General features: G+C 40.4%; 16 protein-coding genes. 14 read left to right on the top strand and 2 right to left on the bottom strand.

The window, feature by feature from the left end:
• Positions 1-15 precede the first annotated feature (15 nt).
• Positions 16-627: a 3'-5' exonuclease gene (locus tag ACRWQL_RS10320; RefSeq protein WP_434928904.1), complete on the top strand. Its 612-nt coding sequence runs from the start codon at positions 16-18 to the stop codon at positions 625-627.
• Between the two features lie 17 nt (positions 628-644).
• Here ACRWQL_RS10320 and ACRWQL_RS10315 read toward each other — a convergent pair whose 3' ends face one another.
• Positions 645-1,514, bottom strand: a complete 870-nt coding sequence (locus ACRWQL_RS10315) for a LysR substrate-binding domain-containing protein (protein WP_434953316.1) — start codon at positions 1,512-1,514, stop codon at positions 645-647.
• 141 nt (positions 1,515-1,655) lie between these two features.
• On the opposite strand from ACRWQL_RS10315, the gene ACRWQL_RS10310 reads away from it, so the two are divergent.
• Together ACRWQL_RS10310 and fghA are read left to right on the top strand one after the other, a co-directional pair.
• On the top strand, positions 1,656-2,786 hold the full coding sequence (locus tag ACRWQL_RS10310) for an S-(hydroxymethyl)glutathione dehydrogenase/class III alcohol dehydrogenase (RefSeq protein WP_434953315.1): 1,131 nt from the start codon (positions 1,656-1,658) through the stop codon (positions 2,784-2,786).
• Between the two features lie 99 nt (positions 2,787-2,885).
• Entirely contained in the window at positions 2,886-3,731 is an 846-nt protein-coding gene (fghA, locus tag ACRWQL_RS10305; protein ID WP_434953313.1) for an S-formylglutathione hydrolase, read from the top strand.
• A gap of 77 nt (positions 3,732-3,808) precedes the next feature.
• Here fghA and ACRWQL_RS10300 read toward each other — a convergent pair whose 3' ends face one another.
• Entirely contained in the window at positions 3,809-5,182 is a 1,374-nt protein-coding gene (locus tag ACRWQL_RS10300) for an alanine/glycine:cation symporter family protein (protein WP_434953312.1), read from the bottom strand.
• Positions 5,183-5,307: 125 nt separating this feature from the next.
• Here ACRWQL_RS10300 and mioC point away from each other — a divergent pair, with 125 nt between their 5' ends.
• The 11 genes from mioC (at position 5,308) to atpA (ending at position 14,936) form a co-directional block, all read left to right on the top strand.
• Positions 5,308-5,751: an FMN-binding protein MioC gene (gene mioC / locus ACRWQL_RS10295; RefSeq protein WP_434953310.1), complete on the top strand. Its 444-nt coding sequence runs from the start codon at positions 5,308-5,310 to the stop codon at positions 5,749-5,751.
• Positions 5,752-6,236: 485 nt separating this feature from the next.
• Positions 6,237-8,126 (top strand): tRNA uridine-5-carboxymethylaminomethyl(34) synthesis enzyme MnmG, encoded by a 1,890-nt coding sequence (mnmG, locus tag ACRWQL_RS10290; protein ID WP_434953309.1) that lies wholly within the window; start codon positions 6,237-6,239, stop codon positions 8,124-8,126.
• A 114-nt stretch (positions 8,127-8,240) separates the two neighbouring features.
• Positions 8,241-8,861 (top strand): 16S rRNA (guanine(527)-N(7))-methyltransferase RsmG, encoded by a 621-nt coding sequence (rsmG, locus tag ACRWQL_RS10285; protein WP_434953308.1) that lies wholly within the window; start codon positions 8,241-8,243, stop codon positions 8,859-8,861.
• 56 nt (positions 8,862-8,917) lie between these two features.
• Positions 8,918-9,706: a ParA family protein gene (locus tag ACRWQL_RS10280; protein ID WP_226412236.1), complete on the top strand. Its 789-nt coding sequence runs from the start codon at positions 8,918-8,920 to the stop codon at positions 9,704-9,706.
• A 9-nt stretch (positions 9,707-9,715) separates the two neighbouring features.
• Entirely contained in the window at positions 9,716-10,597 is an 882-nt protein-coding gene (locus tag ACRWQL_RS10275) for a ParB/RepB/Spo0J family partition protein (RefSeq protein ID WP_434927683.1), read from the top strand.
• Positions 10,598-10,823: 226 nt separating this feature from the next.
• Positions 10,824-11,207 carry an ATP synthase subunit I gene (locus tag ACRWQL_RS10270; RefSeq protein WP_434927684.1) on the top strand — a complete coding sequence of 128 codons (384 nt, stop codon included), beginning with the start codon at positions 10,824-10,826 and terminating at the stop codon, positions 11,205-11,207.
• Positions 11,208-11,219: 12 nt separating this feature from the next.
• Positions 11,220-12,041, top strand: a complete 822-nt coding sequence (gene atpB / locus ACRWQL_RS10265; protein ID WP_434927685.1) for a F0F1 ATP synthase subunit A — start codon at positions 11,220-11,222, stop codon at positions 12,039-12,041.
• Between the two features lie 37 nt (positions 12,042-12,078).
• Positions 12,079-12,333 (top strand): F0F1 ATP synthase subunit C, encoded by a 255-nt coding sequence (gene atpE, locus ACRWQL_RS10260; RefSeq protein WP_188843213.1) that lies wholly within the window; start codon positions 12,079-12,081, stop codon positions 12,331-12,333.
• Positions 12,334-12,360: 27 nt separating this feature from the next.
• Positions 12,361-12,831 carry a F0F1 ATP synthase subunit B gene (gene atpF, locus ACRWQL_RS10255; protein WP_188843211.1) on the top strand — a complete coding sequence of 157 codons (471 nt, stop codon included), beginning with the start codon at positions 12,361-12,363 and terminating at the stop codon, positions 12,829-12,831.
• Between the two features lie 15 nt (positions 12,832-12,846).
• Entirely contained in the window at positions 12,847-13,380 is a 534-nt protein-coding gene (gene atpH, locus ACRWQL_RS10250) for a F0F1 ATP synthase subunit delta (protein ID WP_434927686.1), read from the top strand.
• Positions 13,381-13,394: 14 nt separating this feature from the next.
• Positions 13,395-14,936: a F0F1 ATP synthase subunit alpha gene (gene atpA / locus ACRWQL_RS10245; RefSeq protein ID WP_434927687.1), complete on the top strand. Its 1,542-nt coding sequence runs from the start codon at positions 13,395-13,397 to the stop codon at positions 14,934-14,936.
• Positions 14,937-14,956: the final 20 nt, after the last annotated feature.

Raw genomic sequence — 14,956 nt, 5'->3', positions numbered from 1 at the left:
AGGTAATAAGTGAATATGCTGTTAGCTAATAATGTCATCGTACTCGATTTTGAAACCACCGGCTTATCACCTGATAACGGTGACAGGGCGATAGAAATAGGCGCAGTAAAGATTGTTGACGGTGTCATTATTGATACCTTCCAGTCTTTAATCAACCCAGGCAGAAGAGTGAATGCCTTTATTGAACAATATACTGGGATCACTAATGCTATGTTACGTGATGCACCAAGCTGTCAGGTAGTTATGGATAAATTTGCAGACTTTATTGGTGACTTTAATTTGGTTGCTCACAATGCCAGTTTTGATAAAAAATTTCTAGATGCTGAATTTGCTTTATGCAAGCGACGCTATTCAGGACAATTTGCGTGCTCATTATTGTTATCACGTCGCATAAGCCAACAGGCACCGAACCATAAACTAGCTACTTTAGTGGAATATCATCAACTGCCAACCGATGGATTATTCCATCGCGCATTAGCAGATGCCACAATGACAGCACATCTATGGTTGCATCAATTAACATTACTTAGTGATAAATCGCCAGGTATTGATTTAGCTTTTGATACCGTAAATAACATTACTCGAATGCCCAGAGCTCAAATTAATCGATATTTAACCCATTTATAAACAATTAAAAACATTAATTAAGGTAATTTGTCAGCCAACATATCGACTAATAAACGCACTTTGGCAGATAAATGCCTATTTTGCGGATACAAGGCCCAAATACCTTCTTTTGCCTGTTGGTACTGACCCAGTAACACCGTCAGTTGGCCCTGTGCTATTGCCTCATTGACGTAATAACCGGGTAATTGCACAACTCCCATGTCCCTTATAGCCGCATCTAATAACGTCATGCCACTGCTACATTGCAAACGTCCCTGCACTTTAATGACTTTCTCTTTACCCTGCTCATCAAAGTGCCAATGGCTATTAGTGCCAATTAAACAATCATGTTGATTTAAATCGGTTAAATTTTCAGGCACACCGTATTGCTTAAGATAAGCAGGCGAAGCGCAAACATATTGGCGACGGCTACTGAGCCGTTTAGCAATTAAGCTCGAATCAGCCAAACGCCCTAATCGAATAGCCAAATCATAACTGCCATCTACCAAATCCAGCTGTTTATTGGTTAATTCACAAATAACCTCAACTTGTGGATATTGCGCCATAAAATCTACCACAATAGGCATAACAAACCGTTCACCATAAGTGACTGGTGCTGTCATTCTAATAAGCCCTTGTGGAGAATGCTGCAAACTAGAAATAGCCCGTTCAGCCTCTTCTAGCCCATCCAACACTTGACGACAATGGCGAAAATATATCGCGCCTTCTTCAGTAAGAGAGACTTTACGTGTAGTGCGATAGAATAATTTTATTGCGAGCCTATTCTCAAGTTGGCTCACTTGGCGGCTCACCTGTGCGGTGGAAATACCTAAACGGCTGGCGGCTTGAGTAAAGCTTTCTGTTTGTGCAACAGCGACAAACTCAACCACTCCATCCCATGGTATCATTGTTACATCCTCGTAAAAGTGATTTGCAATATAAGCTAATTATCATCTTATAGAAAACAATTACAATAGTTTAATCATCTACACTGTGTAGAGCGCTTTTTTGTTAACCTAGCTAAAGAAACCTTAAACAGGAATAACCACATGTCAGCACAATTTATAAAATCTAAAGCCGCCGTTGCTTGGGGACCAGGTCAGCCATTAAAAGTGGAAGAAGTAGACGTAATGTACCCAAAAGCGGGTGAAGTGATGGTCCGCATTGTGGCATCAGGTGTTTGTCATACAGATGCTTTCACATTATCAGGGGATGATCCTGAAGGGGTATTCCCGGCTATTTTAGGACATGAAGGTGGCGGCGTAGTTCACATGGTAGGTGAAGGCGTTAACAGTGTTAAAGTGGGTGATCACGTTATTCCACTGTATACCGCTGAGTGTGGCAAGTGTAAATTTTGTACTTCAGGTAAAACCAATTTATGTAGCGCCGTTCGTGCAACTCAAGGTAAAGGTCTAATGCCTGACGGCACTACACGTTTCTTTAAAGACGGTGAACCTATTTTTCATTATATGGGCTGTTCAACATTTTCTGAATACACAGTATTACCGGAAATATCTTTAGCCAAAGTAAACCCTATAGCACCACTTGAAGAAGTATGTTTACTCGGTTGTGGTGTCACTACAGGGATAGGTGCTGTACTTAAAACAGCGAAAGTACAAAAAGGTGATACGGTTGCTATTTTTGGTCTAGGTGGTATTGGTTTATCGGCAATTATTGGCGCAACCATGGCCGGTGCAAGCAGAATTATTGGCATAGACTTAAACGAATCTAAGTTCGAGTTAGCTAAAAAGCTGGGTGCAACTGACTGCATTAATCCTAAAAACTTTGATAAACCCATTCAAGATGTGATTGTTGAAATGACTGATGGCGGCGTTGATTTCTCATTCGAATGTATTGGTAACGTCAACGTAATGCGCAGCGCATTAGAATGTTGTCATAAAGGTTGGGGTGAGTCTGTCGTCATTGGCGTAGCAGGCGCAGGCCAAGAAATATCAACCCGTCCATTCCAATTAGTTACTGGCCGAGTATGGCGTGGTAGTGCATTTGGTGGTGTAAAAGGACGCAGTGAATTACCTGGCATTGTTGAGCAATATCTCGCAGGCGAATTTAAACTAGACCAGTTCATTACCCACACAATGGGACTTGAAGGCATTAATGATGCATTTGACCTTATGCACAAAGGTGAAAGTATTCGCAGTGTAATTCACTTTAATAAGTGATTTTAATCGGTACCATCTAGCTATAATAAACAAGCTAATAACACTATCTACTTTAGTGTTATTAGCTTTTCGTGTAAGTAACAGCAAAAAGGAATCAAGATGCCTATTGAACAAGTGAGCGCAACTAAAGTATTTAATGGCTGGCATAAACAGTTTAGCCATCAGTCAACCAGCACACATTGTAGTATGCGTTTTGCTATTTTTTTGCCGCCGCAAGCACAAACAAAAAAAGTCCCCGTACTTTATTGGTTATCAGGATTAACCTGCACCGATGAAAACTTTATGCAAAAAGCAGGTGCACTTAAACTTGCTGCAGAACTGGGTTTTGCTATTGTTTGTCCAGATACCAGCCCCCGCGGTGATGAAGTACCTGACGATAGTAAAGGAGCATATGATTTTGGCTTAGGCGCTGGCTTTTATGTTAATGCAAATCAAGCGCCATTCAATCAACACTATCAGATGTATGATTATGTCGTTGATGAGTTACCCGCCATTATTGAAGCTAACTTTCCCGTCACAAAACAACGTGCAATTAGCGGCCATTCTATGGGCGGCCATGGTGCACTGCTTATCGCCTTTAGTAATCTTGCCAGATACAGTAGCGTGTCAGCATTCAGCCCAATCTGTCATCCCATAAGTAGTCCTTGGGGGCAAAAAGCTTTCAAAGGTTATTTAGGAGAAGATGAAAGTACCTGGCTTGAATATGACAGCTGTGAGCGACTAAAAACGTTAACAGATGTAAAAGCGTATATTCCTGCGCTGGTGGACCAAGGTAGTGATGATAACTTTTTAGCTGAACAACTTAACCCACAAGCCTTAAAAGATGCCGCTAAACATGTTAATTACCCGTTAACCTTACGTATGCAAGAAGGTTATGATCACAGTTATTATTTCATCTCCAGTTTTATTGAAGAACACCTTCGCTTTCACGCTAAATATTTTTAACCAGTAAACCCACTTATATAAATTAAAAAGGAATGCAGATGCATTCCTTTTTTAAGTTATAAAGTAAATATACCCAATTAATTTAGCTGATTAACTTTTAACTTAGCAAAGTATTTAACCGAAGCTGCCTTAACTTTAGGTGCAAGTAAAATAGCTGATGTCATTGTTGGAATAGCCATTAATGCGTACGCAGCATCAATAATATTAACAATTTCTTGAAGACTAGCAGTTGCTGCAAACAAAATGGCCAATAAATAAAAGTATTGATAATAGCGTATTTTGCTACGACCAAATAGAAATGCAAAACATTGACCACCATAAAAAGCCTGAGTAAAAATGGTACTAATACTGAAAAACACCACACATAAAATCAATAAATAAGGTCCAACACCAGGCATAGTTATACTAAATGCCTGAGCAGATAAATTAACCCCTTCAGCTTCTGTTCCCTGCCAAACCCCAGATATTAATATAATCATCGCCGTAGCAGTACACACCATTAGGGTATCAATAGTAGGACCAAGCATAGCCACTAAGCCTTCTTTTACTGGCTCGTTAGTTTTAGCACAACCATGGGCCATCACTTCAGTTCCAATACCGGCCTCGTTAGAAAAAGCCGCTCGGCGAATACCGATTAACATAGTGCCTAAAATCCCTCCTCCAACCGAATTTAATGAGAAAGCTTCGGTGAAAATTAATGCAAAATACCCGGGTATTTCATTTAGATGAGTGGCTATAACGTAGAAAGCACAACCCATATAGATCAAAATCATCAAAGGAACCACTTTAGATGCAACCGTTGCAATTCGCTTGATCCCACCCAAAATGACGCTAGCAACAATTAACATCACTACGATCCCAAGGCCAAGATCCAACATAAAAGTCGATTCATTTGCAGGAAAATAGCCCGGCTTAACGATCAACCATTCACGAATGATCTGCACTAATTGATTTGAATTAAATAATGGAAAATTACCGACTAATCCTACAACACAAAAAAATACCGCTAAAAAGTGCCATTTTTTAGAAAGTCCCTGGGTGATAATGTACATAGGTCCGCCCTGTACATCCCCATTTTCATCTTTTCCACGGTACATAATAGCTAAGGTACAGGTAAAAAATTTAGTTGCCATCCCCACTATGGCACTGATCCACATCCAAAAAATAGCACCAGGTCCCCCCACCATAATAGCCACAGCCACACTCCCTATATTGCCCATACCTACAGTACCGGCCATCGCACTGGATAAGGCTCCCGCATGACTAATATGGCCCTCGGCACCATCATCAGGATGTTTACCACGCAAAATACTAATTGCATGACCTATATATCTAAATGGCACAAACCGAGAGTAAATCAGGAAGAATAATCCACCTCCCACGAGTAAAATGAGCATATGTGGGCCCCAGGCAATATCGGCAAATTGCTGAGTAAGTTCAACTAAAGTCATTATTTATGTTACACAATTGTAAGAAGATTAATCTAAAACTACTGAGTCTCCCTAAAAGGTGCAATGAATAAATTGCATAAATCAGGCAAAATGAATAAATATCTCGAACATTATTTGGAGTTAACATGGCAAAAATAGCACTATTAGTAGGCACAACGTTAGGCGGCAGTGAGTATATTGCCGATGATTTAGCCGCTCAGCTCGTTGAAATAGGCCATCAAACAAGCGTTATGCTGGAGCCAAATCTAGATAATTTGAGCGAATATCCACTATGGATTTTAGTTTGTTCTACTCATGGAGCAGGCGATCTACCCGATAATATCCAGCCATTTTATCAACAATTAATGCTAAAAATGCCGGATCTGACACAATATAAGTTTGCTTTATGCGCTATTGGCGATTCAAGTTACGATACTTTTTGTCAGGGGCCAGAATTACTGATTAGCTTATTTGAAGCCGCTGGAGCAAAAGCCATTGTGGATAAGATCCAAATTGATGTACAACGCGATCCTATCCCAGAAGAGCCCGCCTTATCATGGTTATCTAACTGGCAAGAGCTGATCATTTAGATCTATTAACACTTTTTATGGGTGTAATAGATCAATAACCCACAATTTAGTTCCAGTTTATCCACAAAAAACTAATTTTATTTATAAATATGTGGATAAACTATTAATTTATACGATCATAACCCTGTACTGTTCACACCCCGATCTTGATCAATATCCCCCTTGTGGATAACTATGCGATCTATCCCCAGCTTATCTTGGGTTTGATCGCTAAATGATCACAGGATTAGGATCTTGTAAGCCTATAATATTAATGAAAAATTAGCGTTACCCACAGATTTCATCGATCCTAATAATAAACATAATAAGAAGATCTATATAAAGATCTTAAGATCTATTAGTCAAACCACATTAGATCGAACAGGTAAAAATGATCTTTCACCAAGTGCCCTTCAAATGCTAAAATGATCCGCTCAATTTGAACTCGACTAAAACTCGACAATTTTTTTAACCCATTTTTTTAAATTAGTTAACGTAGGTTGCAAATGCATTTTCATGAACGGTTTGATGTAATTGTTGTTGGTGGTGGTCATGCCGGAACTGAAGCCGCACTCGCCGCTGCAAGAATGGGATCAAAAACCCTATTACTCACGCACAATATCGATACTCTAGGACAAATGTCCTGTAACCCAGCAATCGGTGGTATCGGAAAAGGTCATTTGGTCAAAGAAATTGACGCTTTAGGCGGTTCAATGGCAATAGCAACTGACTTTGCAGGAATTCAATTTAGAACATTAAATTCCAGCAAAGGACCAGCAGTTCGAGCTACTCGGGCACAAGCTGACAGAGCTTTGTATCGTGAAAAAATTCAACACATTCTTCAAAATCAAGCTAACTTGCGAATATTCCAACAAGCTGTAGATGACGTTGTTGTTGAAAATAATAGAATTATTGGTGTTGTTACTCAAATGGGATTAGCATTTGAAGCACCAAGCGTTGTGTTAACAACAGGCACTTTTTTAAGCGGTAAAATTCACATTGGCATGCAAAACTACAGCGGTGGTAGAGCAGGTGATCCACCAGCTATCGCACTAGCAAATCGTTTACGTGAATTACCAATCCGTGTCGGACGATTAAAAACAGGTACACCACCTCGTATTGATGCAAACACTATTGATTTTAATCAAATGACAGAACAAAAAGGCGATACACCATTGCCAGTAATGTCATTTATTGGTGATGTTAGTCAGCATCCTAGACAAGTATCTTGTTATATCACACACACTAATGAAAAGACCCACGATATCATTCGAGGTGGTTTAGACAGAAGTCCAATGTATTCAGGGGTTATCGAAGGTATTGGTCCAAGATATTGTCCATCTATTGAAGATAAAATACATCGCTTTGCAGATAAATCATCACATCAGATATTTATTGAGCCAGAAGGCCTAAGCACTAATGAAATTTATCCAAATGGTATTTCAACTAGCTTACCATTTGATGTACAGCTTAATTTAGTTCGTTCGATTAAAGGCATGGAAAATGCTGAAATTATGCGACCAGGTTATGCTATTGAATATGATTATTTTGATCCAAGAGATCTTAAAAATTCACTAGAAACAAAAGCGATCGCTGGATTATTCTTTGCAGGGCAAATTAACGGTACAACAGGATATGAAGAAGCTGCTGCACAAGGTTTACTTGCAGGAATGAATGCAAGTTTACAGGTGCAAGGTAAAGAAAGCTGGTGTCCACGCCGTGATGAAGCATATCTTGGTGTTTTAGTTGATGATTTATCAACTTTAGGCACCAAAGAACCGTACCGTATGTTCACCAGTCGTGCAGAGTATCGTTTATTACTGCGTGAAGATAATGCTGACTTACGTCTGACTGAAAAAGGTCGTGAATTAGGATTAGTCGATGATGATCGCTGGACTAAATTCACTGAAAAACGTGAATCGATCGAATTGGAATTGCAGCGTCTTCGTGGCCAATGGGTTCACCCAAATTCACCTTTGCTAGATGTATTAAATCCAGAGTTAAATACACCTATATCACGTGAAGCTTCTTTTGAGGACTTATTACGTCGTCCAGAAATGGACTACCCTAAGTTAATGTCTTTAGAAGGGTTTGGCCCTGGACTTGAAGATCCACAGGCAGCTGAACAAGTTCAAATACAAGTTAAATATTCTGGTTATATACAACGTCAACAAGGTGAAATAGATAAAGCTATTCGCCATGAAAGTTCATTGTTGCCGTTAGATTTGGATTATCAAGAAGTTCCAGGCTTATCCAATGAGGTTATTGCTAAACTGAATAACCATAAACCTGATACAGTTGGTCAAGCATCGCGTATATCTGGAATAACCCCAGCAGCAATATCCATTTTATTGGTACATTTGAAAAAACGTGGCTTATTGAGAAAAACTGCATAAATTCAACTAAACCGATTAAACTCAATCATAAGGGGAGCCATAAGGCTTCCCTTAGTGCTTTTACGGCTTCATAATACCGAAGCTCATCGATAAAAAATTAAAGAGGCGTTATTTGTGCTAGCTGCTCAACTTAGTGATTATTTAGCTGAAATAAACATATCAGCGACAGAATTACAACAAAAACAACTTGTTGGCTTTGTTGAAATGCTCAACAAATGGAATAAAGCCTATAATTTAACTTCGGTTAGATTACCTGAACAAATGTTAATCCGTCATGTGATGGACAGTTTAGTGGTATCCCCTTATCTTGAGGGCCAACGATTTATTGATGTTGGAACCGGCCCGGGTTTACCTGGGATCCCACTTGCGATCTTAAATCCGGATAAAGAATTTGTCTTACTAGACAGTTTAGGTAAACGTATCCGTTTTCAAAAACAGGTTCAATTCGAGTTAAAGATTAACAATTTCAGCTCCATTGAAAGCAGAGTAGAAGCGTATCATCCCAAAGATAAATTTGATGGTGTGTTAAGCAGAGCATTTGCTTCTATTACCGACATGTTGAACTGGTGTCACCATTTACCTAAAGAAGGTGGATTATTCTACGCATTAAAAGGTCAATTGACCGAAGCTGAAATAGCCGCAATACCTGCTGAGTTTAAGCTGATTGAAACCATCGTTTTACAAGTACCAAACCTTGATGAACAGCGACATTTATTAAAATTGGTAAAAATGTAATACTCGCTAGCAGATATACGTATACCGGACATCAATAATTACAACAGGATAATATTGTGGGTAAAATCATTGCCGTAGCCAACCAAAAAGGTGGCGTAGGAAAAACAACAACTTGCGTAAATTTAGCCGCATCACTTGCCGCCACAAAGCGTAAAGTGTTGTTGATTGATTTAGATCCACAAGGTAATGCCACTATGGGCAGTGGTGTTGACAAATATGAAGTCGAAAACACCGCCTATGAGTTACTGGTAGAAGAAAAACCGTTCGATGAAATGGTGATAAGAAATACCGTAGGTAAATATGATCTCATTGCTGGCAATGGAGATGTTACCGCTGCAGAGATCAAATTAATGGAATTTTACGCTCGCGAAATTCGCTTACGTAATGCACTGGCCCCGATAAAAGATCAATACGATTTTATTTTCATTGATTGTCCGCCATCACTCAATATGTTGACCGTAAATGCCATGTCAGCAGCTGATTCAGTGTTAGTACCTATGCAATGTGAATATTATGCCCTTGAAGGACTCACCGCATTAATTGATACCATCACAAAATTAGGCGCTATGGTTAATCCAGCCCTAAAAATAGAAGGGATCCTTCGTACTATGTACGACCCTCGTAATCGATTATCTAACGATGTATCTGATCAACTAAAACAACATTTTGGTGAAAAAGTTTATCGTACCGTGATCCCGAGAAATATTCGTTTAGCTGAAGCACCAAGTTTTGGCGCACCTGCCATGTATTATGATAAGAGCAGTGCCGGAGCTAAAGCATATTTAGCTTTAGCAGGCGAAATTATTCGCCGTGCAGAGCAGCAAACAACCATTAAACAAGCGTAGGATGAGATAATGACGGTAAAAAAACGCGGTTTAGGTAAAGGCTTGGATGCCCTACTAAGCCATAGCAATGCGGCAAGTCGACAATCAGATATTCAGCAAAATAGTGTCAATCAACAGGATAATGAGCTGATACATCTTGATCTGGATTTATTGCAACCGGGCAAATATCAACCTCGTAAAGATATGTCACCTGAAGCGCTAGAAGAATTAGCTGAATCTATTCGCTCACAAGGGATTATTCAGCCCATTGTTGTGCGTAAAGTATCAGAATTTAAATATGAAATTATTGCCGGTGAACGTCGTTGGCGTGCAGCTCAAATCGCAAAGCTGAATAAAGTGCCATGTTTAGTTAAACAAGTGGCTGATGAAGCTGCTGTGGCGATTGCCTTAATTGAGAATATTCAGCGTGAAGACCTCAATGCAATGGAAGAAGCCATAGCATTACAGCGCCTATTGACTGAATTTGAACTCACCCATCAACAAGTGGCCGATGCCGTAGGCAAGTCACGTGCATCAGTATCTAATTTGTTGCGTTTAAACAGTCTTAATGAGCCGGTAAAGCGTTTATTAGAAAATGGCGATATAGATATGGGCCATGCCCGTGCCTTACTTGCTATTGAAGGTGATGAGCAAACTAACCTTGCCAGATTAGTCGCATCGAAAGAAATGACTGTTCGTGAAACAGAACGGTTAGTAAATAAAGCGATAAATCCTGCTAAACCTCCTGAAACTATGCCTAAAGATCATGATGTAAGCCGTTTAGAGCAACAGTTAATTGAAAGATTAGGTGCTAAAGTTGCAATTAATCATGGCAGTAAAGGAAAGGGTAAAATTGTAATAAATTATCAAAATCTTGCTGAATTAGACGGTATTTTGAGTAAAATTCACTAATTTTTAACAATAAACCACATCATCAATAAGTTTGTGATGCTGCTATCTATTTTTGTTTTTGCAGTTCTTGATGCAAATCACCTTTAAAATAGCTGTTTTACGCTTATCAAAGTTGCAAACAAAATGCGAAAAGGTATACTTTGCAGGCTTTTTGTAAGTTAAGGCTGGGTTAATAAAGTTAATTTAGACTGCAACTCGCAAAAAGCACGAATGCGGAGAGAAAAATTTGACTAATGTTTTAGCGCGTCGTGGCCGGTCTTCAGCCTATAAAATGGTGATATTTCAGGCGGCGGTTGTTGGGGCAACATCAATTTTACTTTTCGCTCTGTGGGGTGTTCAGTATGGTCTTTCTGCTTTGGCGGGAGGTCTCATTGCTGTACTGCCCAATTTTGTATTCGCAACCCTAGCCTTTTCCCATGCGGGGGCAAGTGCGTCAGGAAAAGTCGTTCAATCGTTTTTTCTGGGGGAAGCGGTAAAGTTACTGCTAACCATAGTATTGTTTGCTATTGCGTTTGGTTTGTTAGATATGGTGTTCGCACCTTTATTTGCAACCTATGCTTTAGGTCTTATAGTGCCATGGACAGTCCCTTTATACTTCAAGCAAAATTAAGTGAGATTAATCATGGCGACAACTGGTGAAGCATTAAACGCTTCCGAGTATATCCAGCATCACCTGACTAATGCGAAAATGTGTTCTGCCGATGGCGGAGTTGCTTTTAACTATGCATGTCAAGATGCCGGGTTTTGGACTTGGCACATTGACTCACTTTTGTTTTCAGTTGGCCTTGGGATCTTGTTTTTGTGGTTATTCCGCAAAGCAGGAAAAAAAGCAACCACTGGTGTTCCAGGTAAATTTCAATGTTTCGTTGAAATGTGCGTGGAAGGTGTTGATAAAATAGCAAAAGATTCATTTAATGGTCGTAATGCTGTTATTGCACCGTTAGGTCTAACTATATTCGTCTGGATTTTCCTGATGAACTTAATGGACTTAATTCCGGTTGATTTTATACCTGAAGCCGCAAACAGATTATTAGGTGTTCCTTACCTTAAAATTGTACCTACCACCGATTTAAACGTCACTTTAGGTATGTCCTTAAGTGTGTTTGTGTTGATTGTGTTTTACAGTATTAAAGTTAAGGGTATTGGCGGTTTCACTAAGGAACTAACACTACAACCTTTCAATCATTGGTTATTGATTCCAGTAAACTTAGTTTTGGAAACTGTCACCTTGATTGCGAAGCCTATTTCATTAGCGCTTCGTCTGTTTGGTAACCTGTATGCAGGTGAGTTGATCTTTATTCTGATAGCACTTATGCCTTGGTGGGCTCAGTTCGCACTTTCAGTGCCTTGGGCTATATTCCATATTTTGGTTATTGTGCTGCAGGCCTTTATTTTCATGATGCTGACGATTGTTTATCTAAGCATGGCTCATGAAGAACATTAATTTAGAAATTGATAATTAGACATTTATCGGAGATAAAATGGAAACTGTAATTGGTTTTACGGCAATCGCTGTTGCTATCATGATTGGCCTAGCTGCATTAGGTACAGCAATCGGATTCGCAATCTTAGGTGGTAAGTTCTTAGAAGCTTCTGCACGTCAACCTGAGCTAGCGCCAGCGTTACAAACTAAGATGTTCATCGTAGCGGGTCTACTTGATGCGATCTCTATGATTGCGGTTGGTGTTGCATTATTCTTCGTATTCGCGAACCCATTCTTAGCTCAACTTGGCTAATTTAGCACCCTGTAAGGAGTTGACGTTATGAGTATTAACGCTACCCTGCTAGGCCAAGCAATATCTTTTGCGCTCTTTGTGTGGTTCTGCATGAAGTTTGTATGGCCGCCGTTGATGAATGCTATCGAAGAGCGCCAGAAGAAAATTGCTGATGGTCTGGCCGATGCCGGCCGTGCTGCAAAAGATCTAGAGTTAGCTCAAGCGAAAGCCACTGAGCAACTTAAAGATGCTAAGGCAACTGCCAACGAAATTATTGAGCAAGCTAACAAGCGAAAAGCTCAAATCGTTGAAGAAGCAAAGGCTGAAGCAGATGCTGAGCGAGCTAAAATTGTCGCTCAGGGTAAAGCAGAAATTGAGAACGAACGTAATCGCGTGAAAGATGACTTGCGTAAGCAAGTAGCGGCTCTAGCCATCATTGGTGCAGAGAAGATTCTTGAGCGTTCGATTGACCCAGCAGCCCACAGCGACATAGTTAATAAACTAGTTGCTGAAATTTGATTAAGGAGTTGAGTAATGGCTGAATTAAGCACCATCGCTCGTCCTTACGCAAAGGCAGCTTTTGATTTTGCAGTTGAACATAAAGCGGTAGATAGTTGGACAGAAATGTTAACTTTCGCGTCATTGGTAAGTGTAAACGAATCAATAAAGCCACTGCTTAATGGCACTCTAGCCAGTGCTGAACTTGCTTCACTATTTATTAAAGTATGTGGAGAACAAGTCAACGAGCAAGGTCAAAACCTGATAAAGGTAATGGCTGAAAACGGTCGTTTAGCGATACTGCCTTCTGTATCGCTGATTTTTGCTGAATACCGAAATGAGTGGGCGAAAGAAGTTGAGGCCGATGTGGTTTCTGCTTTCGAGTTAAACTCTGAGCAACAGCAGCAAATTAGTGTTTCTTTAGAGAAACGTCTCGCACGCAAAGTTAAGCTGAATTGCAGTATTGATACATCGCTAATCGGCGGTGTGATTATTAAATCAGGCGACCTAGTCATTGATGGCTCGGTAAGCGGTAAGTTATCGCGTCTGTCTGATAAGCTGCAGTCGTAATTGGGAGTTTTAGCATGCAACTGAATTCCACTGAAATCAGCGATCTGATTAAACAGCGGATCGAGCAGTTCAACGTCGTTAGTGAAGCTCGCAACGAAGGTACAATCGTTGCAGTAAGTGACGGCATCATTCGCATTAACGGCCTTGCCGATGTAATGCAAGGTGAAATGATCGAACTGCCTGGTGGCTGTTTTGCAATCGCGTTGAACTTAGAACGTGATTCTGTCGGCGCTGTAGTGATGGGGCCTTATGCTAGTTTAGCAGAAGGCGATAAAGTTAGAACCACTGGTCGTATTCTTGAAGTACCAGTTGGTCGTGGTCTACTTGGTCGCGTTGTTAACACACTGGGTGAGCCTATTGACGGAAAAGGACCTGTCGACAACGATGGTTTCTCTCCTGTTGAAGTAATTGCTCCTGGTGTTATTGAACGTAAGTCAGTATCGCAACCAGTTCAAACAGGTTATAAAGCCGTTGATTCTATGATCCCTATTGGTCGTGGACAACGTGAATTGATCATTGGTGACCGTCAGACTGGTAAAACAGCGATGGCAATCGATGCAATTATCAACCAGAAAGATTCAGGCATTAAGTGTGTCTATGTTGCTGTTGGTCAGAAAGCCTCTACCATAGCCAACGTAGTACGTAAACTTGAAGAACATGGCGCATTAGCAAACACTATAGTTGTAGTTGCATCTGCTTCAGAAACAGCTGCACTGCAATTTTTGGCGCCATATTCTGGTTGTTCTATGGGTGAATACTTCCGTGACCGCGGTGAAGATTCTTTAATCGTATATGATGATTTGTCTAAGCAAGCAGTTGCTTACCGTCAGATTTCATTACTATTGAAGCGTCCACCAGGACGTGAAGCATACCCAGGTGACGTTTTCTATCTACACTCTCGTTTATTAGAGCGTGCTTCACGCGTAAACGAAAATTATGTAGAGAAATTTACTAAAGGTGCAGTAACAGGTAAAACCGGTTCTTTAACTGCGTTACCTATTATTGAAACCCAAGCTGGTGACGTATCAGCGTTCGTACCGACTAACGTAATTTCGATTACCGATGGTCAGATCTTCCTTGAAACTGACTTGTTTAACTCAGGACTTCGTCCAGCAGTTAACCCAGGTATTTCTGTTTCTCGTGTTGGTGGTGCAGCGCAGACTAAGATCATCAAGAAACTGTCTGGTGGTATTCGTACCGCACTTGCACAGTATCGTGAGCTTGCAGCGTTCTCACAGTTCGCATCTGATTTAGATGAAGCAACTCGTGCTCAACTTGAGCATGGTGAGCGTGTAACCGAATTAATGAAGCAAAAGCAATATGCACCAATGAGTGTTGCCGCCCAGTCTGTGTCTATTTTTGCAGCTGAAAAAGGCTTCCTTAAAAGTGTTGCTTTAAATGAAATCGGTCGCTTTGAAGCCGCTCTGCTTTCATACATGAACAGTCAACATGCTGACCTTATGAACACCATCAATGCTACTGGCGATTATAACGCTGATATCGAAGGTGAGTTAAAGGCAGGCATGGACAAGTTCATTGAAACCCAAACCTGGTAACAATGAACGGGGTGTCCATG

The sequence above is a fragment of the Shewanella sp. HL-SH4 genome, from assembly GCF_051164845.1.
GTDB classification, from domain to species: Bacteria; Pseudomonadota; Gammaproteobacteria; order Enterobacterales; family Shewanellaceae; genus Shewanella; species Shewanella glacialimarina.
Note: the sequence above shows the minus strand (reverse complement) of the source record. Positions and strands in the feature narration are given on the sequence as shown.

Excerpts from the sequence above, each read along its gene's own strand:
- atpH (WP_434927686.1), top strand. The coding sequence starts at position 12,847 with ATGGCTGAATTAAGCACCATCGCTCGTCCTTACGCAAAGGCAGCTTTT.
- ACRWQL_RS10300 (WP_434953312.1), bottom strand. The coding sequence starts at position 5,182 with ATGACTTTAGTTGAACTTACTCAGCAATTTGCCGATATTGCCTGGGGC.
- atpF (WP_188843211.1), top strand. The coding sequence starts at position 12,361 with ATGAGTATTAACGCTACCCTGCTAGGCCAAGCAATATCTTTTGCGCTC.
- mioC (WP_434953310.1), top strand. The coding sequence starts at position 5,308 with ATGGCAAAAATAGCACTATTAGTAGGCACAACGTTAGGCGGCAGTGAG.
- atpE (WP_188843213.1), top strand. The coding sequence starts at position 12,079 with ATGGAAACTGTAATTGGTTTTACGGCAATCGCTGTTGCTATCATGATT.
- ACRWQL_RS10310 (WP_434953315.1), top strand. The coding sequence starts at position 1,656 with ATGTCAGCACAATTTATAAAATCTAAAGCCGCCGTTGCTTGGGGACCA.
- ACRWQL_RS10275 (WP_434927683.1), top strand. The coding sequence starts at position 9,716 with ATGACGGTAAAAAAACGCGGTTTAGGTAAAGGCTTGGATGCCCTACTA.
- mnmG (WP_434953309.1), top strand. The coding sequence starts at position 6,237 with ATGCATTTTCATGAACGGTTTGATGTAATTGTTGTTGGTGGTGGTCAT.
- atpB (WP_434927685.1), top strand. The coding sequence starts at position 11,220 with ATGGCGACAACTGGTGAAGCATTAAACGCTTCCGAGTATATCCAGCAT.
- ACRWQL_RS10315 (WP_434953316.1), bottom strand. The coding sequence starts at position 1,514 with ATGATACCATGGGATGGAGTGGTTGAGTTTGTCGCTGTTGCACAAACA.
- fghA (WP_434953313.1), top strand. The coding sequence starts at position 2,886 with ATGCCTATTGAACAAGTGAGCGCAACTAAAGTATTTAATGGCTGGCAT.
- atpA (WP_434927687.1), top strand. The coding sequence starts at position 13,395 with ATGCAACTGAATTCCACTGAAATCAGCGATCTGATTAAACAGCGGATC.
- ACRWQL_RS10320 (WP_434928904.1), top strand. The coding sequence starts at position 16 with ATGCTGTTAGCTAATAATGTCATCGTACTCGATTTTGAAACCACCGGC.